This window comes from Shewanella sp. MF05956 (genome assembly GCF_059758055.1).
Genome location: NZ_JCAYNV010000030.1, coordinates 1 through 24284 on the forward strand (window position 1 = coordinate 1; position 24284 = coordinate 24284).

The window sequence follows — 24284 nt, forward strand, 5'->3', positions numbered from 1 at the left end:
TACGTTTCGCTATCCGTGAAGGTGGCCGTACAGTTGGTGCTGGTGTAGTAGCTAAAATCATCGCGTAATAGCGACTTTAGTGAACACTGAAAAAGGAAGCTTCGGCTTCCTTTTTTGTTTTTAGGAATAAATCAGACTATCTGCTAGCATAAACGCATAAATTGTGTAAAATGCGCCGCAATTGATTGTGAAAAGACTTTCTGAAGACTATTTACACAATGGGCTTGATCTCCAATAGAAGATCTGTATAATTGCCCTCTCGCTGACATGTGCAGCGAAAATATTTGTCTAACCTTTTAGGTTATGCATATTCATAGCGACTCCGATTGGGAGTCGAACGGTTAAATCATCTCGCTCTGCTTTTCCAGAAAGGAAAAAGCTAGAGGGTGATTTTTTATGTGTCCATTTTAGGAGCTCTGGTCAATGCAGAACCAAAGAATCCGTATCCGCTTGAAAGGCTTTGATCATCGTTTGATTGATCAGTCTACAGCGGAAATCGTTGAAACTGCTAAGCGTACAGGCGCGCAGGTACGTGGTCCTATTCCACTACCAACACGCAAAGAGCGTTATACCGTTTTGATCTCTCCGCACGTTAATAAAGATGCACGTGATCAGTACGAAATTCGTACCCACAAGCGTTTAGTTGACATCGTAGAGCCAACAGAAAAGACTGTAGACGCATTAATGCGTTTAGATCTTGCGGCTGGTGTCGACGTTCAGATTAGCTTAGGTTAATTGAGATCCTTAGAAGAGGTTTGAGAGATGGCTATCGGTCTTATTGGTCGTAAAGTGGGTATGACTCGCATCTTCACAGAAGATGGTACGTCAATCCCTGTAACAGTAATTGAAATTGCTGGCAACCGCGTTACTCAAGTGAAAACTTTAGAAACTGACGGCTACCGCGCACTTCAAGTGACTACTGGTACCAAAAAAGCCAATCGCATCACCAAAGCAGAAGCAGGTCATTTTGCCAAGGGCGGCGTAGAAGCCGGTCGTGGTTTATGGGAATTGCGTTTAGCAGATGGTGAAGGCGAAGGCATTGAAGTTGGTGCTGAGCTTAATGTTGATATTTTCGCAGAAGTTGTGAAAGTAGATGTTACTGGTCAATCAAAAGGTAAGGGCTTCCAAGGCGGTATTAAACGCTGGAACTTCCGTACTCAAGATGCGACTCACGGTAACTCATTGGCGCACCGCGCGAACGGTTCTATTGGTCAGAACCAAACGCCTGGTCGTGTATTCAAAGGCAAAAAAATGTCAGGTCATATGGGTGCTGAGCAAGTAACTACTCAAAATCTACACGTTGTACGTGTTGATGCAGAGCGTAACTTGTTATTAGTACGCGGCGCAGTTCCAGGCGCTACCAATGGTGATCTAATCATTAAGCCTGCAGTTAAAGCTTAGGTCTGAGGAGATAGTAATGGAATTGGTATTGAAAGACGCGCAAAGCGCTCTTGAAGTTTCCGAAACTACCTTCGGCCGTGACTTTAACGAGGCACTGGTTCATCAGGTAGTTGTAGCTTACGCTGCAAACGCACGTCAGGGCACTCGTGCTCAAAAGACTCGTGCGGAAGTAACTGGCTCTGGTAAAAAACCATGGCGCCAGAAAGGCACAGGCCGCGCTCGTGCCGGTAGTGTTAAAGGCCCAATCTGGCGTGGCGGTGGCGTAACATTCGCTGCTAAAACCCAAGATCACAGCCAAAAAGTTAACAAGAAGATGTACCGTGGTGCTCTTAAGAGCATTCTGTCTGAATTGGTACGTCAAGAGCGTTTAGTTGTTGTTGAATCATTTAGTGTTGAAGCTCCTAAAACTAAAGAGCTTAAAGCTAAATTAGCAGCAATGAACTTAGAAGACGTTCTAATTGTTACAGCTGAAGTTGATGAGAATTTATTCTTAGCAGCTCGCAACTTATACAAAGTTGACGTACGTGACGTAGCGGGTCTAGACCCAGTTAGTCTAATTGCGTTCAACACTGTTCTTGTTACTGCTGATGCAGTGAAGCAAATCGAGGAGATGCTAGCATGATCCGCGAAGAACGTTTGCTAAAAGTGATTCTAGCTCCACATATCTCTGAAAAGAGTACTGTAGTCGCTGAGAAGAACAACACTGTAGTTTTCCGCGTAGCAATCGATGCGACTAAAGCAGAGATCAAAGCTGCAGTAGCGAAGCTATTTGAAGTTGAAGTCGATTCAGTTCGTACTTTAGTTAACAAAGGCAAAACCAAACGTACCGGTGGCCGTGTAGGTCGTCGTAGCGATTGGAAAAAAGCTTATGTAACTTTAGCTGCGGGTGCTGACATCGATTTCGTCGGCGGCGCTGAGTAAGCATAGGAGAATTATCATGGCAGTTATTAAGTGTAAGCCAACCTCTCCAGGTCGTCGCCACGTAGTTAAAGTGGTGAATACGGACCTGCATAAGGGTAAACCTTTTGCTGGCCTGTTGGCGAGAAAAACCAAAAGTGGTGGCCGTAACAATACTGGTCGTATCACTGTACGCCACGTAGGTGGTGGACATAAGCAGCACTATCGTTTAATCGACTTTAAACGCGATAAAGATGGTATCCCTGCGAAAGTTGAACGTCTTGAATACGATCCAAACCGTACAGCGCACATTGCGTTAGTACTGTATGCAGATGGTGAACGTCGTTATATTCTTGCTGCTAAAGGCATGAAAGCTGGCGACCCAATCAAATCTGGTTTGGATGCAGAAATCAAGACTGGTAACGCTATGCCGTTACGCAACATTCCTGTCGGTTCAGTTGTACACGCTGTTGAAATGAAGCCTGGTAAAGGCGCTCAGATCGCACGTTCAGCTGGTGCTTATGTACAAGTTGTTGCTCGTGATGGTGCCTACGCAACTCTACGTCTTCGCTCTGGCGAAATGCGTAAAGTTCCAGTAGATTGCCGCGCGACATTTGGTGAAGTTGGTAATGCCGAACACATGCTACGCCAGTTAGGCAAAGCAGGTGCTAAGCGCTGGAGAGGCATACGCCCTACAGTGCGTGGTGTTGCAATGAACCCAGTAGACCATCCACATGGTGGTGGTGAAGGCCGTACTTCTGGTGGACGTCATCCAGTGAGTCCATGGGGTGTGCCAACTAAGGGTTATAAAACTCGTAGTAACAAGCGCACTGACAAGTACATCGTACGTCGTCGTAATAAATAAGTAAGAGGATTCGCCATGCCACGTTCTCTCAAGAAAGGTCCCTTCATTGACCTGCACTTGCTGAAGAAGGTAGAGAAAGCGATGGAAGCGGGAGATAAAAAGCCAATTAAAACTTGGTCTCGCCGCTCAATGATCATCCCTAATATGATTGGGTTGACCATCGCTGTCCATAATGGTCGTCAGCACGTACCTGTGTTCGTAACTGACGAGATGATCGGCCACAAGCTTGGTGAATTTTCACCAACTCGCACTTATCGCGGCCATGCTGCAGATAAGAAAGCGAAGAAGCGTTAATACGGGAGGAATAAGATGGAAGTTTTAGCTAAACATCGTTTTGCTCGTACGTCTGCGCAGAAGGCCCGTCTAGTTGCTGATCAGATTCGTGGATTGCCAGTTTCTAAGGCCCTCGAGATTTTGACGTTCAGCCCAAAGAAAGCCGCCGTACTGGTTAAGAAAGTACTTGACTCAGCTATCGCAAACGCCGAACACAACGAAGGTGCGGATATTGATGAGCTTAAAGTTGGAGCCGTCTTCGTAGATGAAGGCCCAACAATGAAGCGTATCATGCCACGTGCCAAAGGCCGCGCTGATCGTATCATGAAGCGTACCAGCCACATCACTGTGGTTGTAGCAGATCGCTAGGAGAAGAGAGCAATGGGACAGAAAGTACATCCTAATGGTATCCGTCTGGGTATCACCAAGCCTTGGATCTCTACCTGGTACGCCGATAAATCAGATTATGCAAATAATCTGAACAGCGACTGGGAAGTGCGTCAATATTTAACTGCAAAGTTAAAAGCCGCATCAGTATCTAAGATTGTTATCGAACGCCCAGCGAAAAGCATCCGCGTTACGATTCACACTGCCCGTCCAGGTGTTGTGATTGGTAAGAAAGGTGAAGACGTTGAAGTATTACGTGCACATGTGTCTAAAATCACAGGCACTACTGCTCAAATCAACATCGCTGAAATCCGTAAACCTGAATTAGACGCTAAGTTAGTTGCTGACTCTATTGCTCAGCAATTAGAACGTCGTGTTATGTTCCGTCGTGCTATGAAGCGCGCAGTTCAAAACGCAATGCGCATTGGTGCTCAAGGTATCAAAGTTCAAGTGAGCGGCCGTTTAGGTGGCGCTGAAATCGCACGTGCTGAATGGTATCGTGAAGGTCGTGTACCTTTACATACATTACGTGCTGATATCGACTACTCAACTGCAGAAAGTCACACGCAATATGGTGTGATTGGTATTAAAGTTTGGATCTTCAAAGGCGAAGTTCTAGACGGTTTAATACCTGCTATTGAAGAGCCAAAGCAGCAACCTAAGCGTAAGCCTCGTGGTAAATAGGAGAAACTTTTATGCTGCAACCTAAACGTATGAAGTTTCGCAAGATGTTCAAGGGCCGCAACCGTGGTCTAGCGAACGGTACTGAAGTTAGCTTTGGTACTTTCGGTTTGAAAGCAGTCGGCCGTGGCCGTTTAACTGCACGTCAAATTGAATCTGCACGTCGTGCCATGACACGTCATGTTAAACGTCAAGGACAAATTTGGATTCGAGTTTTCCCTGACAAGCCAATTACCTCTAAGCCTCTTGAAGTGCGTATGGGTAAAGGTAAAGGTAACGTTGAATACTGGGTATGTCAGATTCAACCTGGTAAGGTTCTTTATGAGATGGGTGGTGTACCTGAAGCTTTGGCTCGTGAAGCCTTCGCTTTGGCTTCTGCCAAACTTCCTTTAAAGACTACCTTCGTAACTAAGACGGTGATGTAATGAAAGCGAGCGAACTAAGAGAAAAGAGCGTTGAAGAACTTAACGCTGAATTACTTGGTCTGCTGCGTGAGCAGTTTAACCTGCGTATGCAACACGCTACTGGTCAATTGACTCAAACGAATCAATTGAAACTAGTGCGTCGTAACATTGCACGTGTTAAGACCATTATTACTTCTAAGGCAGGTGCGTAATGTCTGATAAAACCCGTACTTTGCAAGGTAAAGTTGTAAGCAACAAGATGGAAAAATCTATCACTGTTGCTATTGAACGCCAAGTGAAACACCCTATTTATGGGAAGTACATTAAGCGTACAACTAAGATCCATGCACATGACGAAACTAATCAGTGTAATGAAGGTGACATCGTGACAATTAGTCAGTGTCGTCCTCTATCTAAGACTAAGTCTTGGACACTAGCTGAAGTAGTAACAAAAGCCTAATTTTTATTAGGATAACGTAAACGGCTCCAGAATTTGGGGCCGTTTGTTTTTTTTGCTATGCATTCGTAAAATGTGGTGTTATACTTGCGCGCCATTTTTGAGTAAATTATTGCTTAAATTTGGTTCAAAATATACTCCCATAGTGGGATTGTGTAGTAACGATAGCGGAGCACTTGAAATGATCCAAATGCAATCGACTCTAGACGTCGCATGTAACAGCGGCGCACGCAGAGTTCAGTGTATTAAGGTCTTGGGTGGCTCTCATCGTCGTTATGCCGGTATCGGCGACATCATTAAAGTTTCTGTTAAAGAAGCAATTCCTCGCGCTAAAGCGAAGAAAGGTGATGTATATAACGCGGTGGTAGTCCGTACTAAGAAAGGCGTACGTCGTCCAGACGGTTCTGTCATTCGCTTCGATCGGAATGCAGCGGTATTGCTTAACGCAAACCTTGCACCGATTGGTACTCGTATCTTTGGCCCAGTGACACGTGAATTGCGTAATGATAAATTCATGAAAATTGTCTCGCTGGCACCAGAAGTACTGTAAGGAGCTTCAAAATGGCAGCTAAAATCCGTCGTGAAGACGAAGTAGTAATATTAGCAGGTAAAGACAAGGGTAAACGCGCTAAGGTTTCTCAAGTTCTACCTACTGGTAAATTAATTGTTGAAGGCATCAATCTAGTTAAAAAGCACCAGAAGCCAAACCCACAATTGGGCGTGACTGGCGGCGTTATCGAGAAAGAAGCACCGATACAAGCATCAAACGTTGCGATCTTTAACCAAGCCACAGGCAAGGCGGATCGTGTTGGTTTCCGATTTGAAGACGGTAAAAAAGTCCGTTTCTTTAAGTCGAACAGCGAACTCGTTAAGTAATTTGGAGTAAACGATGGCGAAACTGCATGATAAATATCAAGAGACTGTGGTCGCTGAACTAGCTAAAAAGTTCGGTTATAGCAGTGTCATGCAAGTCCCTCGGATTGAGAAAATCACCCTTAATATGGGTGTTGGCGAAGCTGTTGCAGATAAGAAAGTTATGGAGCATGCGCTTCGTGACATGACTGCAATCGCTGGTCAAAAACCAATTGTAACTGTTGCTCGTAAATCAGTTGCTGGTTTTAAAATCCGTGAAGGCTACCCTATTGGCTGTAAAGTTACCCTACGCGGTGAGCGTATGTGGGAATTTTTAGAGCGTCTAGTTGACATTGCAATTCCACGTATTCGTGACTTCCGTGGCTTAAGCGCTAAAGCGTTTGACGGCCGTGGTAACTACGCAATGGGTGTGAAAGAGCAGATCATCTTCCCAGAAATCGATTACGATAAAATCGATAAAATTCGCGGTATGGATATTGTTATCACTACCACTGCGAAGAATGACGAAGAAGGTCGTGCTTTGTTGACCGCTTTTAACTTCCCATTTAAGAAATAAGGGTAGCATAATGGCTAAAACATCTATGAAAGCACGTGAAGCAAAACGTGCGCAGCTCGTAGCTAAGTTCGCTGAGAAGCGTCTAGCACTTAAAGCTACTATCAGTAACCCAGAGTCTTCTGACGAAGATCGTTGGGATGCTGTGCTTAAGTTGCAAGCACTACCACGTGATTCAAGCGCATCGCGTCAACGCAATCGCTGTAATCAAACTGGTCGCCCACATGGCGTTTTACGTAAATTCGGCTTAAGCCGTATTAAATTACGTGAAGCAACTATGCGCGGTGAAGTTCCTGGTCTACGTAAGGCCAGCTGGTAAGCACTTGTCACGGAGTAAGCTAATATGAGCATGCAAGATCCTATTGCGGATATGTTAACCCGTATTCGTAACGGCCAAGCTGCTAACCACGTATCTGTAAAGATGCCTTCAGCTAAGTTAAAAGTAGCAATCGCGAAATTACTTAAAGATGAAGGTTTCATTACTGACTACGCCGTAGCAGATGAAGCTAAGCCTGAATTAGAAATTACATTAAAGTATTTTCAAGGCAAACCAGTCGTTGAGACTATCCAGCGCGTAAGCCGTCCTGGTCTTCGTATTTACAAAGGTAAAGACGAACTTCCAAAGGTTATGGGCGGTCTGGGTATCGCAATTGTGTCCACTTCTCAAGGCTTGATGACTGATCGTGCCGCCCGCCAATTTGGCTCGGGTGGCGAGGTTATCTGCTACGTAGCGTAAGGAGTTAGTAATGTCTCGTGTTGCAAAGGCACCAGTCACTATCCCTGCTGGCGTAGAGGTGACTATAAGCGAACAGACTTTAACCGTTAAAGGCGGTAAAGGAAGTCTGACTCGAGTAATCAATAATGCGGTTAATGTTGTTATTGAAGATGCACAAATAAAGTTCCTACCTGTTGAAGGCGTTTCTGACGCTTGGGCACAGGCTGGTACTACTCGTGCACTAGTAAACAATATGATTGTTGGTGTATCTCAAGGTTTTGTGAGAAAACTTAAATTGGTTGGCGTTGGTTACCGTGCAAAGATTGCTGGTAGCGACTTAGACCTGACATTAGGTTTTTCACATCCATTAGTACACAAACTTCCCGCAGGCGTAACTGCTGAATGTCCTAGTCAAACTGAAATCGTCCTAACAGGCGTTGATAAACAGTTAGTAGGTCAAACTGCAGCCAACATTCGTGGCTATCGTCCACCAGAGCCTTACAAAGGCAAAGGTGTTCGCTATGACGACGAAGTTGTACGCCGTAAAGAGGCTAAGAAGAAGTAGGTAACGCGATATGGATAAGAAAACATCTCGCTTACGTCGCGCGTTACGTGCACGTAAGAAGATCCAAGAGCTAGGCGTGAACCGTCTGGTTGTACATCGTACACCGCGTCACATCTATGCTCAGGTGATCAGTCCTGAATTTAAGGTGTTAGCTGCTGCGTCAACTGTTGAAAAAACAGTTAAAGAGCAACTAAAGAGTACCGGAAACGTAGATGCGGCCAAAGCAGTGGGTAAAACTGTTGCTGAGCGTGCGATCGAGAAGGGCGTAGCTATTGTTGCGTTCGACCGTTCTGGATTCAAGTATCATGGCCGTGTAGCTGCTCTTGCAGATGCCGCTCGTGAAGCTGGCCTGAAATTCTAAGGGGTTATAAAATGGCTAAATTAGAAGCTCAGCAAAAAGACGATCTGCAAGAGAAATTGATTGCAGTTAATCGTGTTTCTAAAGTCGTTAAGGGCGGTCGTATCTTTAGCTTCACAGCACTAACAGTAGTGGGTGACGGTAACGGTAAGATCGGCTATGGCTATGGAAAAGCGCGTGAAGTTCCAGCTGCTATTCAAAAAGCAATGGAAAAAGCCCGTCGTAACATGGTAACCGTGGAGTTGAATGCAGGTACTTTGCATCACCCAGTTAAAGGTCGCCATACTGGTTCAAAAGTTTATATGCAACCAGCATCACAGGGTACCGGTATTATTGCCGGTGGCGCAATGCGTGCCGTATTAGAAGTTGCAGGCGTTCATAACGTTCTGTCAAAAGCATACGGTTCTACTAACCCGATCAACATCGTTCGCGCAACTGTCGATGCGTTGGTGCACATGAAGTCACCAGCTCAAATCGCAGCAAAACGTGGCCTGAATGTTGATGAAATTCGGGGGTAATGCACCATGGCTACTAAAACTTTAAAAGTAACACAGACTAAAAGCAGCATCGGTCGTTTACCAAAACACCGTGCTACCCTAACCGGTTTAGGTCTGCGTCGTATTGGTCACACTGTTGAAGTTGAAGATACTCCTTCAGTTCGCGGTATGATCAATAAGGTGTACTACATGGTTTCGGTGGAGGAATAAGATAATGCGTCTAAATACTCTATCTCCAGCAGCAGGTTCTAAATCTGCTCCTAAGCGTGTAGGCCGTGGTATTGGTTCAGGTTTAGGTAAAACAGCGGGTCGCGGCCATAAAGGTCAGAAGTCTCGTTCAGGCGGCGGCGTTCGCGTCGGTTTTGAAGGTGGTCAAATGCCACTTAAGATCCGCTTACCTAAGTTTGGTTTTACCTCGCGTCGCGCTTTGGTAACAGCTGAAGTTCGTTTACTCGAACTAGCAAAAGTTAACGGTGATGTTGTCGATTTGAATGCACTGAAAGATGCGAACGTTATTACTCGCAACATCCAGTTTGCGAAAATCGTTCTTTCAGGTACCATTGACCGCCCAGTGACTGTAAAAGGTCTAAAGGTAACCAAAGGTGCTCGTGCAGCTATTGAAGCTGCCGGTGGCAAGATCGAGGAATAATACGTCGATGGCAAAACCAGGACTTGATTTAAAAAGCGCGAAAGGCGGTTTCTCTGAACTGAAAACTCGTCTTCTGTTCGTGATTGGTGCGATTATCGTCTTTAGAGCCGGTTCGTTCGTGCCAATTCCTGGTATTGACGCAGCTGTATTAGCAGAGCTTTTTGCTCAGCAGAAAGATACCATCCTTGGCATGTTTAACATGTTCTCGGGTGGTGCTTTAGAGCGTGCTTCTATCTTCGCATTAGGTATAATGCCGTATATTTCGGCATCTATTATCATGCAGTTATTGACTGTTGTGCATCCTGCACTAGCTGAATTGAAAAAAGAAGGCGAATCAGGACGTAAAAAAATCAGTCAATATACTCGATATGGCACACTTGTGTTGGGTACATTGCAATCTATCGGTATTGCAACGGGTTTACCAAATCTCATGCCTGGCCTTGTTGCCAATCCTGGATTTGGTTTCTACTTTGTTGCTGTTGTCAGTTTAGTTACTGGAACGATGTTCCTAATGTGGCTAGGCGAACAAATTACCGAACGTGGTATTGGTAATGGTATCTCGATTTTAATTTTCGCAGGTATTGTTGCAGGTTTACCATCGGCTATCGGCTCAACAGCCGAGCAAGCTCGTCAAGGTGACATGAATGTATTAGTACTACTGTTGCTCGCGGTAATCGTATTTGCTGTAACTTATTTAGTGGTATTTGTGGAACGTGGTCAACGTCGTATCGTCGTTAACTACGCTAAACGCCAACAAGGCCGAAAGGTTTTTGCAGCGCAAAGCACTCACTTACCATTAAAAGTGAACATGGCAGGTGTGATTCCACCAATTTTTGCATCCAGCATTATTTTGTTTCCAGGCACACTGGCTCAGTGGTTTGGTCAAAATGAGTCTATGTCATGGTTAAGCGATTTCGCTTTAGCTGTGTCCCCTGGGCAACCGCTGTATTCATTATTGTACGCGACAGCAATCATCTTTTTCTGTTTCTTCTATACTGCGTTGGTTTTCAATCCACGCGAAACAGCGGATAATCTGAAAAAGAGTGGTGCATTCATTCCTGGGATCCGTCCCGGAGAACAGACTTCGCGTTACATAGATAAAGTCATGACACGTTTAACCTTAGCGGGTGCGTTGTACATTACCTTTATCTGCTTAATTCCGGAGTTCATGTTAATTGCGTGGAAAGTACAGTTCTATTTTGGCGGTACTTCACTACTAATTATTGTAGTCGTGATCATGGACTTCATGGCTCAGGTTCAGACCCATATGATGTCTCATCAGTATGAGTCTGTGATGAAGAAAGCTAATCTTGTGAACAAAGCGAACTTAGATCGCTTTGGTAAATAAGATTACTTTGACGGAGTGATGAAATGAAAGTTCGAGCTTCCGTGAAGAAGATCTGCCGTAATTGCAAGATCGTCAAGCGTAGTGGCGTTGTTCGCGTTATCTGTGTTGAACCAAAACACAAACAGCGTCAAGGCTAAGAAAGAATTTTGGTCAGCTCAATAATGGGCTGACTAAAAATATTGTTTGCAAATCTGTCGTCTGTCGAGTATCCTTTCGGGCTTTTCGCAGATGGCCTTTAACTTTAAGGAGTGCATAGTGGCCCGTATCGCTGGCATTAACATTCCTGATCAAAAGCATACAGTCATTGCATTGACTGCAATCTTTGGTATTGGACGTACACGCGCTAGAGCAATCTGCGCATCTACTTCAATTGCTGAAGACGCTAAGATCAAGGAATTGAGCGAAGCTCAAATAGATATCCTACGCGAAGAAGTCGCCAAATACACCGTAGAAGGTGACTTGCGTCGTGAGATTTCAATGAACATCAAACGTCTTATGGACCTTGGTTGTTATCGTGGTCTCCGCCATCGTCGTAGCCTGCCTCTTCGTGGGCAACGTACTAAGACCAATGCGCGTACGCGTAAAGGTCCACGTAAACCAATAAGAAAGTAACGGGAAGGTAAACCAAAATGGCTAAAGTTCCGTCACGTTCTCCGCGTAAGCGCGTACGTAAACAGGTTGCAGATGGCATGGCTCATATCCATGCTTCTTTCAACAACACAATTGTCACCATTACAGATCGTCAAGGTAATGCGTTGTCATGGGCTACCTCAGGTGGTTCTGGTTTCCGTGGTTCACGTAAATCAACACCATTCGCTGCACAGGTAGCTGCTGAGCGTGCAGGTATTGCTGCTCAAGACTACGGTGTTAAAAACCTTGAAGTTTTCGTGAAGGGTCCAGGTCCAGGTCGTGAATCAGCCATTCGTGCGCTGAACGCTGTTGGTTATAAAATAACTAACATTACCGATGTGACGCCTATCCCTCATAATGGCTGTCGTCCACCTAAAAAACGTCGTGTATAACACTGCGTATATAGGATAGTTGGAGAAAGATCATGGCAAGATACTTGGGTCCTAAGCTCAAGCTCAGCCGCAGAGAAGGTACAGACCTTTTCCTAAAAAGCGGTGTGAGAGCAATCGATTCGAAGTGTAAGCTTGAAGCTGCACCAGGACAACATGGCGCACGTAAGCCACGTTTGTCTGAGTACGGTTTACAGCTACGCGAGAAACAAAAAGTTCGTCGTATTTACGGTGTGTTAGAAAAGCAATTCCGTAACTACTATAAAGAAGCTGCACGTCTAAAAGGTAATACTGGTGAAAACCTATTACAACTTTTAGAAGTCCGCCTAGATAACGTCGTTTATCGTATGGGTTTCGGTTCTACTCGTGCAGAATCACGTCAGCTAGTAAGCCATAAATCTGTTATGGTTAACGGTCGTGTTGTTAACATTCCGTCATTCAAAGTGTCTGCGAATGATGTTGTAAGCATCCGTGAAAAGTCACGTACTCAAGCTCGTATTAAAGCGGCTTTAGAAGTGGCTGGTCAACGCGAGAAGCCTACATGGGTAGAAGTCGACAATGCGAAAATGGAAGGTGCTTTCAAGCGCGTTCCAGAACGTAGCGATTTGTCTGCGGATATTAACGAACAGCTGATCGTCGAGCTTTACTCTAAGTAAAGCTAACAAACAAGAGAGGACACAATGCAGGGTTCTGTTACAGAATTTCTTAAACCGCGTCTCGTTGATATTGAGCAGGTTAATTCAACTCGCGCCAAAGTTACACTAGAGCCACTCGAACGTGGTTTTGGCCATACCTTAGGTAACGCGTTGCGTCGCATCCTATTGTCGTCTATGCCAGGCTGTGCAGTTACTGAAGTCGAAATTGACGGAGTACTGCATGAGTACAGCAGTAAGGAAGGCGTACAAGAAGATATCCTTGAGATATTGCTTAATCTTAAGGGATTAGCAGTGACTATCGAGGGTAAAGACGAGGCTTTGCTTACATTAAGCAAGTCCGGCACAGGCCCTGTTACAGCAGCAGATATCACACATGATGGTGATGTTACCATTATGAATCCTGATCATGTTATCTGTCACTTGACAGGTAATAATGATATCAGCATGCGTATCCGCGTTGAGCGTGGTCGTGGTTATGTGCCAGCTTCGGCTCGTGCACAAACTGAAGACGACGATCGCCCAATTGGTCGCCTGTTGGTTGATGCTTCATTCTCACCTGTAGCTCGCATTGCTTATAATGTTGAAGCTGCTCGTGTAGAACAGCGTACTGACTTAGATAAACTTGTGATTGATATGACCACTAATGGTACTATTGATCCTGAGGAAGCAATTCGTCGTTCTGCAACAATTTTAGCTGAACAGCTAGATGCGTTTGTTGAATTACGTGATGTTACTGAGCAGGCTGTTGTAGAAGAGAAACCGGAGTTTGATCCGATTTTGCTGCGTCCTGTCGACGATTTAGAGCTAACTGTACGTTCGGCTAACTGTTTAAAAGCCGAAGCGATTCATTACATCGGAGATCTGGTACAACGCACTGAAGTTGAGCTGCTTAAGACCCCTAACTTAGGTAAGAAGTCTCTTACTGAAATTAAGGATGTTTTAGCGTCTCGCGGACTGTCGTTAGGTATGCGTCTTGAAAACTGGCCTCCAGCTAGTTTAGCAGACGACCTATAAGTCTCAGGTTAGTACAGATTTAGGTTATAAGGATTAGGTCATGCGCCATCGTAAGAGTGGTCGTCAACTAAACCGCAACAGCAGTCATCGTCAAGCTATGTTCCGTAACATGGCTTGTTCAATAGTTCGTCATGAGATTATCAAGACAACTACTGTTAAAGCGAAAGAACTGCGTCGCGTAGTTGAACCTCTAATAACACTTGCTAAAGTTGACAGCGTTGCAAATCGCCGTTTAGCTTTCGCTCGTACCCGCGACGCTGAAGTTGTAGGTAAGTTATTTACTGAATTGGGTCCACGCTTCCAGGATCGTCCTGGCGGTTACACCCGTATTCTTAAGTGTGGCCTACGTGCCGGTGATAAAGCCCCAATGGCTTACATCGAGTTAGTAGGTCGCCCTGAAGCTGCTGAAGCTGTTGAAGTAGAAGCTGCTGAGTAATTTTAATTACTCAACTAAAAACCGAGCCTAGGCTCGGTTTTTTTATACCTACACTTTTTCCTGAAATGTAATTCATAACCCTGGTTTTATCTTTGATGACTTATATTTCAACCACAGCCAGAACCCCTTCATACATAGTTTTGTTTCAATGTTATTAAATCCTATTTCGCTTTGATAAGTGATGACTCATCTAGAGTTTAAAAGAGCTTAAACAAGGCGTATGAGTGAATGAATAGTCGTCTTCTTTCTTGCCATACAACGCGGTGTAAGCCTTTTAAAACCTGCCAGAAAGGAATGTTACAGCAGCTTTTTGTTATGTGTGCTCGCTATTCGAAAAGGGAATAATTACGATGTAGCCACGCCTTAATCAATAGGCACTGGACGCATTCTGAGTGGGACTTATTAATGCGGATTGGTATAAAACAAATCTTAATTCTGTTGCGCATCAATCTTGTCATTGTTCTAGCAGTAGCAGAACCCATTACCATAGTCATAGTATATAGGTGCTTGTATATGGGGCCTGATTTATAGCACTCGTCTTTACTATTGTTACAGATTACTGCCATGTTGGTTCCATGACCAGGTTCAGCTAATTTTGAAAGCTAATTTTAGGTTCTTGTTTTACCAGAAAAATCACGCTTTATCCCAAGCTAGAACTATTAAGCGAGTTTTCTTAAACTTTAATTTCGATGATTTTTATTCTCTATGAGTGCCTAATCTCTAGTAGATATTTTGACGTTTCTTTTTGCCTCGGTATGTAGTCTTTGCTAGCATTTTTGATAGGCAGATAGGCAGATAGGCAGATAGGCAGATAGGCAGATAGGCAGATAGGCAGATAGGCAGATAGGCAGATAGGCAGATAGGCAGATAGGCAGATAGGCAGATAGGCAGATAGGCAGATAGGCAGATATAAACATTAGTCAAATTTAGTAAAAAAAATGCCAATCATCAGATTGGCATTTGTCTTTTCTAATATTAATAAGAGTTAAACTGCCTATTAATATTTATATCCTTCAGCCTGTTTATCTGTATATTCAGGCTTTTCATGTTTTTGGCCCATAGCTTCAGCAACTTCAGGTGGCATATAGTTTTCATCATGCTTTGCTAAGACTTCTGTTGCCTCAAGTTTACCTGATTCAATGAGCACTCCTTGCGCAACGATACCTTGACCTTCACGGAAAAGGTCGGGTAATAAATCATCAAAAGTAACAATGACTTCACCACCTGCTGAGTCGTGTACGGCAAACTCAACATGCAAACTATTAGGGTCTCGTTTCATTGAACCTACAGTAACCATACCGCCAACACGAATGCGTTGACCCACTTCTGGCATTACACCTGTGTCGTTTTTTCCGTGTGTAATTTCATACGGTGTATAGAATAAATTAAGGTTTGAATTTAATGCATAGAGTAAAAGCGAAGCTACGGCTGCAACACCTGCAATCAACGCTACCGCTAAGGTTAATCTCTTTTTACGTCTTGGATTCACGGTTAGTACCTCTTGTTTCTTTAAGGCGTTGTTCACGCGTTATCTTTTTAGCAATTTCTATTAATACTTTACGTTTTTGTCTTACGCTCAAGGTAATTAATGTGGCTAAGGAGCCAAATGTTACACCATAAGACAACCATACATAAAACGCATAGCCACCCATATCTACAAAGTCTGCAAATGAATCAAACTGCATTACTTAGCCTCCTCTGCAGTAGCCAGTTCACGAACCCAAGGTCTCATACCATTACGGGCAAGAATTTCAGTTCTATAACGTACGAGTGTAATCGCGCCTATCATCATGCCAAAACCAACAATGTTGATTAATAATGGATATAACATATCAGTCGACATGGTCGATTTTTCAGTAATTCTAATTGTCGATGGCTGATGCAGGCTGCTCCACCAATCAACAGAATACTTGATGATCGGTATATTAATGACACCTACAATGGCTAAGATTCCAGCAGCGCGAGCGGCAAGAACCTTATCTTCAAACGAGGCATATAAGGAGATTACCCCTAGGTATAAAAATAGCAGTACGAGTTCTGATGTTAGACGTGCATCCCAAACCCACCATGTGCCCCACATAGGCTTGCCCCATGCTGCCCCAGTTAAAAGGGCAATAAAGGTAATTACGGCGCCAATAGGAGCAATTGCTGCTGCTGCCCAGTCTGCCGACTTAATTTGCCATACCAGTCCAATAAATGAAGCAATCGCCATGCCCATATATGCTGCCATAGACATTGAGGCTGCCGGAACATGGATAAAAATAATTCGATAACTATCACCTTGTTGATAATCAGTAGGGGCAAATAACAAACCCCAAATACTGCCAGTACCCACAAGTAATATTGCTAATACAGAAAACCATGGCAATAAGGTGCCCGATAATTTATATGCCCGTTCTGGGTCTGCGTAAGAATGTAGCCATTTCCACATTAGTTTGTACTCACACGTAAGGAGGCGCCAATTGCAAAAGGTGCCAAGATTAAAGAACCGACCAACATTGCCGCAAGTATCGCAAGTTGACCATCATAAGCTAGGTTTAGTCCGGCTGCATCTATTGCACTAGTAGCAAAAATAAGCACCGGAATATACAGGGGTAAAATCAATAAGCTGAGTAACACACCGCCTTTTCTCAAACCTACGGTTAGGGCAACACCAATAGCACCCAGCAATGATAATATTGGGGTACCTAATGCAAGTGTTGCCATTAATGCGCCATAGCTATTGCCGTCTAAGTGCAATAAAACTGCAAGCAATGGTGCAACCAATATCAAAGGCACACCGGTTAATATCCAGTGAGCCAATACCTTTGCCAGAACTAAAAGTGACAGAGGTTGAGGGCTTAATAGCATTTGCTCTAAGGTGCCATCGTTATAATCAGCTTTAAATAAACGTTCAAGTGACAACATTGACGCTAAGAGCGCTGCAACCCAAATAATCCCTGGGGCGACTCGGGTGAGTACTTGTGGTTCTGGCCCAATCCCTAATGGAAACAGAGTCACAACCAATATAAAAAATAATAACGGATTGAAAATATCCCCACGATGACGGATAGCAATGCGTAAATCACGCTGTAAGAGCGTCATGAATGCCGTGGTATAACTAATTCCTCGTTTCATTCAGATACCTTATACGAAGCGATAGTCGAGCGTGATTTTACGTAATATGTCATCACTAATAATGCTCATATCTTGGTGCGTCGTTAAAATGACACATCCTCCAGACTTAGCATGTTCAATGAACAACTGCTCTAACTCTTCTACGCCTTTTTTATCGATAGCAGTAAAGGGTTCGTCTAAAATCCATATTTTGCAATTACTGTGCTGTAATCTAGCGAGTGCTGTGCGTCGATGTTGTCCTGCAGACAAGTGTCCGGCAAGAGCTTCTTCAAATCCTGCTAGGTTAACTTTAGCGAGTAACTCAGTGGTATCAAAGTCATCATAGCCACTGATTCTTAAATTGAAGTTAAGATTTTCTTCTGCTGTGAGTTCACTCTTTACACCGGCTAAATGGCCTAAATAAAGTAAGTCGTGATTGAATTCATCACGGCAACGTGTAATGTCTTCACCTAGGTATTCTACTTCTCCAGCGTATGGACGTGACAGACCCGCAATAATGCGTAACAAACTTGTTTTACCTGCGCCGTTAGGTCCTTCAATTTGGACGATATCACCAGCATTAATAGTAAAGCTGAGTCCATCAAATAATATGCGCTCCTCACGAATACAGGTTAATTCGTTGGCACTTAACAGTACTCTTGATTGATTTGAGATGGTCACTTATCCCTCTTATTTACGCGTGAGGATGAATTCGAAATGATACTAACACAAAGGCTTTTGTCGGTTTAGCTTTGTCTCAGACTAAGTGCTAGCAATTTGATATAGTTCCAAAAAACACAATATCAATTGAACTTTTTTAACGATTACTAATATATTACCTGAACTAGCCAGATTGTCTTGATTTAGAGACTAACCTGAGATTGTTGTCACAAAAAGATGAGTTTTTTTGCTATTTGTAGTAATCTAGTGTGGCTAAAAAGAGTCTGCCTTCTAAATCAAAGGGCAGCGTTAAGCTTTGTATATTTGCAATTAGGAACGTTGAACATGAAAAAATTGTTAGCAATGACTGCAGTAGCTGCATTAACTTTGTCTGCGAATGTGTTTGCTCAAGAAGGTGAAGCTATTTACAACAAAGCGTGTCAAGTATGTCACAGCATGGGTGTGGCCGGTGCGCCAAAAGTTCATGATGCTGCTGCTTGGGAACCACGCCTAGCTAAAGGTTTAGATGCCTTAGTGGGTTCTGTAAAGTCTGGTTTAAATGCAATGCCACCAGGTGGTATGTGTACAGATTGTACAGACGATGATTACAAAAACGCTATCGAGTTTATGTCTAAGTAATTTTTCGACTAAACCAAAAACCGGCCTAATAGCCGGTTTTTTTATGGGTGCATTTTGACAGATTTAACGATTGCTAAATAAAACGTGTTACATAGCAATCATTTTTAGTCTTGTTTACTTATGTTATTGCACTAGCGTATCTAACGTTAATGTAGCGCTTCCACCCACTGCGATAGCATCAATAGTGCCCTTTAAGTCACCTGCTTGTGGTTTAACGCTGCCATTTTTAGATAGCACCGCAATCACTTCAACCTCTTTAGCTGAGCTCAAGGTTAAATCGCCGCCCATAGACGTGCTGTCATCTAACGTTATGGTCGTTGGTAAGTTCGCCGCGCTAATCTTTATTGCCGCTAACGGAACTTTAGGACCCTGGGTCGCACGGGCAAAGATAAATATTGTATCTGTTGCACTAACCTTGTCTGCTAGTTCTTCTGAAATAGTGACTTCGATTGCCAATGTTTTAGCGTTTACTGTAGCAACACCATTGTGGTTAGTGTCATTAGGCATTGTGTCTGCTGTTTCGTTCATGCGCATTTTGGCTGATTCAATCGCATTCATTAATGCAGTGCGATCTACATCGTTGCGATCGCTGTCTAAAATCATTTGCCAGGCTGAAATCGCTTTGTTGTAGTCAGCGGTAAAGAAAGCATCCATACCAACAAGCAATAATGTTGAAGGATCTTGAGGGTCTAAAGCCAGTGATTGATCAATAACCGCTTGGATGTCAGGCGTGATTTTTTGACCCGCTTTATAATATAGTGCAGTTGCTTTAGGACCAAGTAACTCAGCATGTGTGCCAACTAATGCCATCACTTTATCAAATGCTGCTAATGCTTTGTCATATTGGTTAGCTGAAACGTAAGCGTGACCTAGACTAAACCAAGCTTGGCTATCGTCTGGTTGTGCTTGCACTTTTGCTTCCATCATCTGCACTCGTTGCGACATGATTTGAGCGGGATCCATGCCTTGATGAGGATTATTAGCTTGAGGTGGATTGGCTAACTCGTTGTAAGCGCCTAGTTGCTGGTAGAAGTAACCTGAAATGGCGAGCAAACAAATGGTCATAAAAGCAGGCCATAATGCACTCTTAGGCTTAATCTCAACATCAAGTGAGTCATCACCTTCTTGCTTCATATCCTGAAGTAAGTTGATCTCAAGTTCTTTCTTTAAGGCATCAAATTCGGTTTTGTCTAACATCTCATCTTGCAATTCTTTTTCGAGTATTGCTAAACGCTCACCATAAAGTTCAAGATTAGTTTGTCTACGAACGCCAGCCTCTTCTGCTTGTAATAGCTTTTGTTGGCGAAAGTGAGGAACCCAAATCATGATTAGGCCGATGAGTACGACAAGCGCAATAAAAATCCAAAATGTGGTCATTGTTTAAATATTCACTTTTAGGTTAACAGAAGAAGCGGTGTTTACCGCAGTGCTTGGAAGTTTGATTATACGTAAAGATTATTAATTGAATAGTAATATAAGGAAGATATGAATCCAAATCCTGAGAGTTGCGTACTGGTTCACAGATTGGATGTGTTTGTTAAATTGTATGAAACTTTATAATTCCTCTTGTGTCATATGCCAATACTAGGGATTCATTTTGATTACTTAGATGTTCATAATGAGACTGGAGACCCAGTTTTGTACGAAAAGGGCAGACAGATGCAACAGCAAGTTCTAAAATGCGTTAAAATTCGTTTAAGCTAATGTGCGTATATTAGTTTCGATGCATTGATTGATACTGTCGTGGTTTGTTTGTTTCAAATCCCGCTTAATTATTTAGACTAAGGAATACCCATGATTCCAGAACTTGGACATTTCTCGCTAATTCTCGGTTTGGCTTTTGCCCTACTTTTAGCGTCCGTACCGTTATATGGTGCCGCTCGTAAAGACCAGTATCTTGTTCGTTATGCTTGGCCACTGACCTACGGAATGTTTTTCTTTATCAGTCTTTCTGTTATTACCTTAGCCTACAGCTTTGCGACAGATGACTTCTCTGTTGCTTACGTCGCGCATCATTCAAACTCACAGTTACCCATCTTCTTTAAAATTGCTGCTGTTTGGGGTGGTCATGAAGGGTCATTACTGTTTTGGGTTTTTGCGCTATCCGTTTGGGCAATGTCTGTCGCTATCTTTAGTAAAGGCTTAGAAGAAGTCTTTACTGCAAGGGTATTGTCAGTCCTTGCGATGATAGTCGTTGGTTTTACTTTATTTATGGTCTTGACCTCTAGCCCATTCGAACGGTTATTTCCGATCCCAATGGAAGGACGAGATTTAAACCCAATGCTGCAAGATGTGGGGCTGATTTTCCATCCTCCGATGCTATATCTGGGTTACGTGGGGTTCTCAGTATGTTTTGCATTTGCTATTGCAGCACTAATGAGTGGTCGACTTGATTCTGCATGGGCACGCTGGAGTCGTCCATGGACATTGGCAGCCTGGATATTTTTAACCGGTGGTATCTCACTTGGTTCTTGGTGGGCATATTACGAATTAGGCTGGGGCGGCTGGTGGTTTTGGGATCCAGTTGAAAATGCATCATTTATGCCTTGGTTAGTTGGTACGGCTTTAGTGCACTCATTAATTGTGACGGAAAAGCGTGGCGCATTCCGTAACTGGACCGTACTACTTTCTATCTTTGCATTCTCATTGAGTCTGTTAGGTACCTTTATTGTGCGTTCAGGTGTTTTAACATCTGTGCATTCATTTGCTGCAGATCCAAGTCGCGGTTTGTTTATTCTATTATTACTTGGTCTTGCCGTTGGTGGTTCGCTAACTCTATTTGCATTCCGTGCTAATGAGATGAGTAGCCCTGCACGATTTGAACTTAAATCGAAAGAAACCATGTTGCTAATCTGTAATGTGCTACTTACAGTTGCAGCAGGTACGGTACTACTAGGGACATTATATCCATTACTGATAGATGCACTGGGTATGGGTAAAATTTCTGTTGGGCCTCCATATTTTAACGCTGTATTTGTTCCTATTGTGCTTGTGCTATTTGGCTTTATGGGCATCGGTCCAATCATTCGTTGGAAAAAATCAAAAGCCGGTGAAATTAGACGTCAATTATTAGTACCGGCAATTATCTCATTAGTAATAGGTGCAGCTGTGCCGTTTATTGCTGGTGGTGAGTTTGATGCGTGGGTTATGGCTGGTGTCGCGGCAACGTCTTGGATTATGCTATCAACACTCCGCGCTGGATATAATATTGTAAGCCAAAAAGAAGGTGGTATTAGCCTGAGTCGAATCAGTCGTAGTCAGCTAGGTATGATGATTGCTCACTTTGGTATTGCTGTATCAGTACTTGGTGCAACAATGGTATCTAACTACTCAATTGAAAAAAGTGTACGCATGGGCCCAGGTATCTCACAAGAGTTAGCTGGATATACCTTTAAGTATTTAGAAACTAAAAATGTAGTTGGTCCTAATTACACCGCGCAACAAGGTCAGATTGAGATTTATAAAGACGATGAATTTATCACTTTATTAAAGCCAGATCGCCGTCAATATAACGTCCGTACGATGGACATGACCGAAGCGGGTATCGATTGGGGACTATTCAGAGATTTATATGTCACCATGGGTGATCCAATTAGTTTAACTGAGTTTGCAGTGCGCCTAAACTATAAGCCATTTGTTCGTTGGTTATGGTTTGGTTCTATCTTTATGATGGTGGGTGGATTCCTTGCTGCATCTGATAAGCGCTACCGTGTAAAGCAAGTCGCACAGCAGCAAGAAGCCGCTAAAGCAAAATTGGCTACAGCATAATCACTCGGAGACACTATGAAGAAGTTTGTACTGTTTATACCCCTCGTTATATTTTTGGGTATGGGCGTGTTCTTATACAAAGGATTATTTTTAAATCCAAAAGTGCTTGATTCTGCCCTAGAAGGAAAGCCTGTACCGGCTTTCCAACTTGAGCGACTTGAAGTAGCGACTGAAATACTGACCGAGAAGAATCTTGCTGGCAAAGTCACAATGCTTAACTTTTGGGCCACATGGTGTCCAGCCTGTAAATATGAACACCCATATTTATTGATGCTGTCAAAACGTAATCTACTACCTATATATGGTATTAATTACCGTGACGAGCGAGCATTAGCAATCAAAGAGCTGCAGACTCAAGGTGATCCATATACTTTGAATATTTTTGATAAAGATGGTCGGTTAGGTTTGGATCTTGGTGTGTATGGTGCGCCAGAAACATTTATTGTCGATCATAATGGCATTATTCGTTATCGCTATGCGGGCCCTATTGATCAAACCGTGTGGACGGAAACTTTATACCCAATGATCCAACAACTCCAAACCGAAGCTAAAGCAGATGGGGCATCTTAATGAACATGGTGACTAAATTATTAATCTGTTTTGCTAGCGTACTATTTACGATATCAGCTTTTGCTACGCCAGTAGATACTTACGAATTTAAATCGACAGATAACCAAGAGCGTGCATTGTCACTAGCGCATCAATTACGTTGCCCACAGTGTCAGAACCAAAACTTAGTGGATTCCAACTCACCTGTGGCCCAAGACTTACGTCTTGAAGTATATAAAATGGTCGACAGCGGTAAAGCTGATTCTGAAATCATCGACTTTATGACCAGCCGCTATGGTGATTTTGTGCTTTATAAGCCAAAGCTTGATGCTAAAACCTATGTTTTATGGTTAGGTCCAGCTGGTTTATTAGTGTTTGGTTTGCTTATCGGGTTTATATTTGTACGTAGACAACGAATTCAAACCACAGAAGCGGAAACTCTCACACCAGAGCAACAAGCAGAACTTGATGCTCTACTAAATAAAAACAAGGCAAGTAAATAAAACGTGGAGTAACAACATTGAAAAAGTGGCTTGCGATAATACTATTTAATCTACTGCTAATAAGCATGACCAATATAGTGAGTGCATACCCAGGTATGCAGCAACAAACTCAACAAGTCACTCAATCAACACTCGAACGAATTAATATCTTGCCCCAACCGTTTCCAATTGCACTCGTGGACTTCACGAATGCAATTGGTAAACAGGTTAACTTCGAACACTATAAAGGTAAGGTTGTTGTAGTGAACCTTTGGGCAACGTGGTGCCCACCTTGTGTAAGAGAGCTTCCTGCTTTACATCGTTTAAACCAAACGCTCAATGCTGAGCAATTTGTACTGTTACCTATTTCAATCGATGCCGATTCAGCAGTGGTAAAACCTTTCTTAACGGATTTGGGTTTACCTGCATTTAATTCCTACTATGATCCACAGCAAGAATTACGTGATGTATTCCCGCTTGATACAATACCAGCAACATTTATCTTAAATGAGCAAGGTGAGCTGGTGGCTTATGTCCGTTCATATGTCGATTGGGACGATGAAAACGCAATAGCCTTTCTAACTCAATTCAGAAAAAACACCGAAAAAGCACAATAAACCAGCATAAAAGCATTTAAAAAGCTTAAAAGGATCGTTTTTGGTGAAAAGATCGCCAAGCGATCCTTTTTTGTTTAAAAAGGGGTTGCACTAAATCTCATGGTGCCTATAATGCGCATCCACTGACACGGCAGACAGCGAAAGCGGTCACCGAGTTAGGTTGAACCAAGTGCTTCAAAACACTGAGTTCAAGGCGAAAAGAAAGTTTGAAAAAACACTTGACGCCGAGACGGGAAAGCGTAGAATACGCAGCCCAAGCCAACGACCTAGCGTCAACGGCCACTAAGCGAAAGATTGATCTTTTGGTATTAGTACGCTCTTTAACAATCTAAACAAGAAATCTGTGTGGACATTCACAGGTATTGAGTTATTCGAAATTGTCTTCTTGTTCTTCGGAATGTAGGCAATCAAAAAATTTAAACTCA

General features: G+C 43.2%; 40 protein-coding genes. 34 read left to right on the forward strand and 6 right to left on the reverse strand.

Going from position 1 to position 24284, the window contains the following annotated elements:
* From AC19MX_RS20395 to rplQ, 29 genes are all read left to right on the forward strand, one after another.
* A partial coding sequence (locus AC19MX_RS20395; protein ID WP_199734358.1) for an EF-Tu C-terminal domain-related protein occupies positions 1-68 on the forward strand: 68 nt, incomplete at its 5' end.
* 355 nt (positions 69-423) lie between these two features.
* Positions 424-735 carry a 30S ribosomal protein S10 gene (rpsJ, locus tag AC19MX_RS20400; protein ID WP_011635639.1) on the forward strand — a complete coding sequence of 104 codons (312 nt, stop codon included), beginning with the start codon at positions 424-426 and terminating at the stop codon, positions 733-735.
* A gap of 27 nt (positions 736-762) precedes the next feature.
* The gene (rplC, locus tag AC19MX_RS20405; RefSeq protein WP_188959286.1) at positions 763-1401 is read left to right on the forward strand and encodes a 50S ribosomal protein L3; all 639 of its coding nucleotides are present in this window, start codon (positions 763-765) and stop codon (positions 1399-1401) included.
* 16 nt (positions 1402-1417) lie between these two features.
* Positions 1418-2023, forward strand: coding sequence for a 50S ribosomal protein L4 (gene rplD, locus AC19MX_RS20410; protein ID WP_160056445.1), 606 nt, complete (start codon positions 1418-1420; stop codon positions 2021-2023).
* Positions 2020-2322: a 50S ribosomal protein L23 gene (gene rplW, locus AC19MX_RS20415; RefSeq protein ID WP_124729276.1), complete on the forward strand. Its 303-nt coding sequence runs from the start codon at positions 2020-2022 to the stop codon at positions 2320-2322. The genes rplD and rplW overlap by 4 nt, the downstream gene beginning before the upstream one ends.
* 16 nt (positions 2323-2338) lie before the next feature.
* Entirely contained in the window at positions 2339-3163 is an 825-nt protein-coding gene (rplB, locus tag AC19MX_RS20420) for a 50S ribosomal protein L2 (RefSeq protein ID WP_188959288.1), read from the forward strand.
* A gap of 15 nt (positions 3164-3178) precedes the next feature.
* Positions 3179-3457, forward strand: coding sequence for a 30S ribosomal protein S19 (gene rpsS / locus AC19MX_RS20425; RefSeq protein ID WP_006083596.1), 279 nt, complete (start codon positions 3179-3181; stop codon positions 3455-3457).
* Between the two features lie 15 nt (positions 3458-3472).
* Entirely contained in the window at positions 3473-3805 is a 333-nt protein-coding gene (rplV, locus tag AC19MX_RS20430) for a 50S ribosomal protein L22 (RefSeq protein WP_011635644.1), read from the forward strand.
* A 12-nt stretch (positions 3806-3817) separates the two neighbouring features.
* On the forward strand, positions 3818-4507 hold the full coding sequence (gene rpsC / locus AC19MX_RS20435; protein WP_432405883.1) for a 30S ribosomal protein S3: 690 nt from the start codon (positions 3818-3820) through the stop codon (positions 4505-4507).
* Between the two features lie 11 nt (positions 4508-4518).
* A complete protein-coding gene (rplP, locus tag AC19MX_RS20440) occupies positions 4519-4929 on the forward strand; it encodes a 50S ribosomal protein L16 (RefSeq protein ID WP_188959293.1) in 411 nt (136 codons plus the stop codon).
* Positions 4929-5120, forward strand: coding sequence for a 50S ribosomal protein L29 (gene rpmC, locus AC19MX_RS20445; RefSeq protein ID WP_006083592.1), 192 nt, complete (start codon positions 4929-4931; stop codon positions 5118-5120). Before rplP ends, rpmC begins: the two co-directional genes overlap by 1 nt.
* A complete protein-coding gene (gene rpsQ / locus AC19MX_RS20450) occupies positions 5120-5368 on the forward strand; it encodes a 30S ribosomal protein S17 (protein ID WP_432405876.1) in 249 nt (82 codons plus the stop codon). Before rpmC ends, rpsQ begins: the two co-directional genes overlap by 1 nt.
* Before the next feature lie 178 nt (positions 5369-5546).
* Complete coding sequence (rplN, locus tag AC19MX_RS20455; RefSeq protein ID WP_011635649.1) at positions 5547-5915, forward strand: 50S ribosomal protein L14; 369 nt, start codon at positions 5547-5549, stop codon at positions 5913-5915.
* A gap of 11 nt (positions 5916-5926) precedes the next feature.
* On the forward strand, positions 5927-6241 hold the full coding sequence (gene rplX, locus AC19MX_RS20460) for a 50S ribosomal protein L24 (RefSeq protein ID WP_432405872.1): 315 nt from the start codon (positions 5927-5929) through the stop codon (positions 6239-6241).
* A 13-nt stretch (positions 6242-6254) separates the two neighbouring features.
* The gene (gene rplE, locus AC19MX_RS20465) at positions 6255-6794 is read left to right on the forward strand and encodes a 50S ribosomal protein L5 (protein WP_261299974.1); all 540 of its coding nucleotides are present in this window, start codon (positions 6255-6257) and stop codon (positions 6792-6794) included.
* Positions 6795-6804: 10 nt separating this feature from the next.
* A complete protein-coding gene (gene rpsN, locus AC19MX_RS20470; RefSeq protein WP_432405868.1) occupies positions 6805-7110 on the forward strand; it encodes a 30S ribosomal protein S14 in 306 nt (101 codons plus the stop codon).
* Between the two features lie 24 nt (positions 7111-7134).
* A complete protein-coding gene (gene rpsH, locus AC19MX_RS20475) occupies positions 7135-7527 on the forward strand; it encodes a 30S ribosomal protein S8 (protein WP_432405866.1) in 393 nt (130 codons plus the stop codon).
* A gap of 10 nt (positions 7528-7537) precedes the next feature.
* A complete protein-coding gene (rplF, locus tag AC19MX_RS20480) occupies positions 7538-8071 on the forward strand; it encodes a 50S ribosomal protein L6 (protein WP_498299715.1) in 534 nt (177 codons plus the stop codon).
* 10 nt (positions 8072-8081) lie between these two features.
* Positions 8082-8432, forward strand: coding sequence for a 50S ribosomal protein L18 (gene rplR, locus AC19MX_RS20485; RefSeq protein WP_432405856.1), 351 nt, complete (start codon positions 8082-8084; stop codon positions 8430-8432).
* Between the two features lie 11 nt (positions 8433-8443).
* Positions 8444-8947 carry a 30S ribosomal protein S5 gene (rpsE, locus tag AC19MX_RS20490; RefSeq protein ID WP_011494651.1) on the forward strand — a complete coding sequence of 168 codons (504 nt, stop codon included), beginning with the start codon at positions 8444-8446 and terminating at the stop codon, positions 8945-8947.
* 6 nt (positions 8948-8953) lie between these two features.
* A complete protein-coding gene (gene rpmD / locus AC19MX_RS20495) occupies positions 8954-9136 on the forward strand; it encodes a 50S ribosomal protein L30 (protein WP_137224586.1) in 183 nt (60 codons plus the stop codon).
* Positions 9137-9140: 4 nt separating this feature from the next.
* Positions 9141-9575, forward strand: coding sequence for a 50S ribosomal protein L15 (gene rplO / locus AC19MX_RS20500; RefSeq protein ID WP_011635657.1), 435 nt, complete (start codon positions 9141-9143; stop codon positions 9573-9575).
* A 7-nt stretch (positions 9576-9582) separates the two neighbouring features.
* A complete protein-coding gene (gene secY, locus AC19MX_RS20505; RefSeq protein WP_188926897.1) occupies positions 9583-10923 on the forward strand; it encodes a preprotein translocase subunit SecY in 1341 nt (446 codons plus the stop codon).
* Between the two features lie 23 nt (positions 10924-10946).
* The gene (gene rpmJ / locus AC19MX_RS20510) at positions 10947-11060 is read left to right on the forward strand and encodes a 50S ribosomal protein L36 (protein ID WP_006083579.1); all 114 of its coding nucleotides are present in this window, start codon (positions 10947-10949) and stop codon (positions 11058-11060) included.
* Between the two features lie 118 nt (positions 11061-11178).
* Complete coding sequence (gene rpsM / locus AC19MX_RS20515; protein ID WP_011635660.1) at positions 11179-11535, forward strand: 30S ribosomal protein S13; 357 nt, start codon at positions 11179-11181, stop codon at positions 11533-11535.
* Positions 11536-11552: 17 nt separating this feature from the next.
* The gene (gene rpsK / locus AC19MX_RS20520; protein ID WP_011635661.1) at positions 11553-11945 is read left to right on the forward strand and encodes a 30S ribosomal protein S11; all 393 of its coding nucleotides are present in this window, start codon (positions 11553-11555) and stop codon (positions 11943-11945) included.
* 32 nt (positions 11946-11977) lie between these two features.
* Positions 11978-12598 carry a 30S ribosomal protein S4 gene (gene rpsD / locus AC19MX_RS20525; RefSeq protein ID WP_432405849.1) on the forward strand — a complete coding sequence of 207 codons (621 nt, stop codon included), beginning with the start codon at positions 11978-11980 and terminating at the stop codon, positions 12596-12598.
* A 24-nt stretch (positions 12599-12622) separates the two neighbouring features.
* On the forward strand, positions 12623-13612 hold the full coding sequence (locus AC19MX_RS20530) for a DNA-directed RNA polymerase subunit alpha (RefSeq protein ID WP_160056417.1): 990 nt from the start codon (positions 12623-12625) through the stop codon (positions 13610-13612).
* Between the two features lie 40 nt (positions 13613-13652).
* Positions 13653-14048, forward strand: coding sequence for a 50S ribosomal protein L17 (rplQ, locus tag AC19MX_RS20535; RefSeq protein WP_432405844.1), 396 nt, complete (start codon positions 13653-13655; stop codon positions 14046-14048).
* A gap of 997 nt (positions 14049-15045) precedes the next feature.
* Here the strand turns inward: rplQ and ccmE are convergent.
* Genes ccmE through ccmA form a run of 5 tightly spaced genes read right to left on the reverse strand, consistent with a single transcriptional unit; the run spans position 15046 to position 17825 of the window.
* Positions 15046-15537, reverse strand: a complete 492-nt coding sequence (gene ccmE, locus AC19MX_RS20540; RefSeq protein ID WP_432406003.1) for a cytochrome c maturation protein CcmE — start codon at positions 15535-15537, stop codon at positions 15046-15048.
* Complete coding sequence (gene ccmD / locus AC19MX_RS20545) at positions 15521-15733, reverse strand: heme exporter protein CcmD (RefSeq protein ID WP_432405999.1); 213 nt, start codon at positions 15731-15733, stop codon at positions 15521-15523. The genes ccmE and ccmD overlap by 17 nt, the downstream gene beginning before the upstream one ends.
* A complete protein-coding gene (locus tag AC19MX_RS20550) occupies positions 15733-16479 on the reverse strand; it encodes a heme ABC transporter permease (protein ID WP_432405996.1) in 747 nt (248 codons plus the stop codon). The genes ccmD and AC19MX_RS20550 overlap by 1 nt, the downstream gene beginning before the upstream one ends.
* Complete coding sequence (gene ccmB / locus AC19MX_RS20555; RefSeq protein WP_432405993.1) at positions 16479-17165, reverse strand: heme exporter protein CcmB; 687 nt, start codon at positions 17163-17165, stop codon at positions 16479-16481. The genes AC19MX_RS20550 and ccmB overlap by 1 nt, the downstream gene beginning before the upstream one ends.
* Positions 17166-17174: 9 nt before the next feature.
* Positions 17175-17825: a cytochrome c biogenesis heme-transporting ATPase CcmA gene (gene ccmA / locus AC19MX_RS20560; protein WP_432405990.1), complete on the reverse strand. Its 651-nt coding sequence runs from the start codon at positions 17823-17825 to the stop codon at positions 17175-17177.
* 324 nt (positions 17826-18149) lie between these two features.
* Here ccmA and AC19MX_RS20565 point away from each other — a divergent pair, with 324 nt between their 5' ends.
* Positions 18150-18443, forward strand: a complete 294-nt coding sequence (locus AC19MX_RS20565; RefSeq protein WP_188959323.1) for a c-type cytochrome — start codon at positions 18150-18152, stop codon at positions 18441-18443.
* A gap of 123 nt (positions 18444-18566) precedes the next feature.
* On the opposite strand, the gene ccmI is transcribed toward AC19MX_RS20565, so the two are convergent.
* Positions 18567-19820: a c-type cytochrome biogenesis protein CcmI gene (gene ccmI / locus AC19MX_RS20570; protein ID WP_498299716.1), complete on the reverse strand. Its 1254-nt coding sequence runs from the start codon at positions 19818-19820 to the stop codon at positions 18567-18569.
* A 417-nt stretch (positions 19821-20237) separates the two neighbouring features.
* Between ccmI and AC19MX_RS20575 the strand changes: the two genes are divergently transcribed.
* The 4 genes from AC19MX_RS20575 (at position 20238) to AC19MX_RS20590 (ending at position 23859) form a co-directional block, all read left to right on the forward strand.
* Positions 20238-22211, forward strand: a complete 1974-nt coding sequence (locus tag AC19MX_RS20575; protein WP_498299717.1) for a heme lyase CcmF/NrfE family subunit — start codon at positions 20238-20240, stop codon at positions 22209-22211.
* Between the two features lie 15 nt (positions 22212-22226).
* Positions 22227-22781 (forward strand): DsbE family thiol:disulfide interchange protein, encoded by a 555-nt coding sequence (locus AC19MX_RS20580; protein ID WP_432405978.1) that lies wholly within the window; start codon positions 22227-22229, stop codon positions 22779-22781.
* A 5-nt stretch (positions 22782-22786) separates the two neighbouring features.
* Positions 22787-23263 (forward strand): heme lyase NrfEFG subunit NrfF, encoded by a 477-nt coding sequence (gene nrfF, locus AC19MX_RS20585; protein ID WP_498299718.1) that lies wholly within the window; start codon positions 22787-22789, stop codon positions 23261-23263.
* 65 nt (positions 23264-23328) lie between these two features.
* Positions 23329-23859, forward strand: coding sequence for a TlpA family protein disulfide reductase (locus tag AC19MX_RS20590; RefSeq protein ID WP_498299719.1), 531 nt, complete (start codon positions 23329-23331; stop codon positions 23857-23859).
* Positions 23860-24284 lie beyond the last annotated feature (425 nt).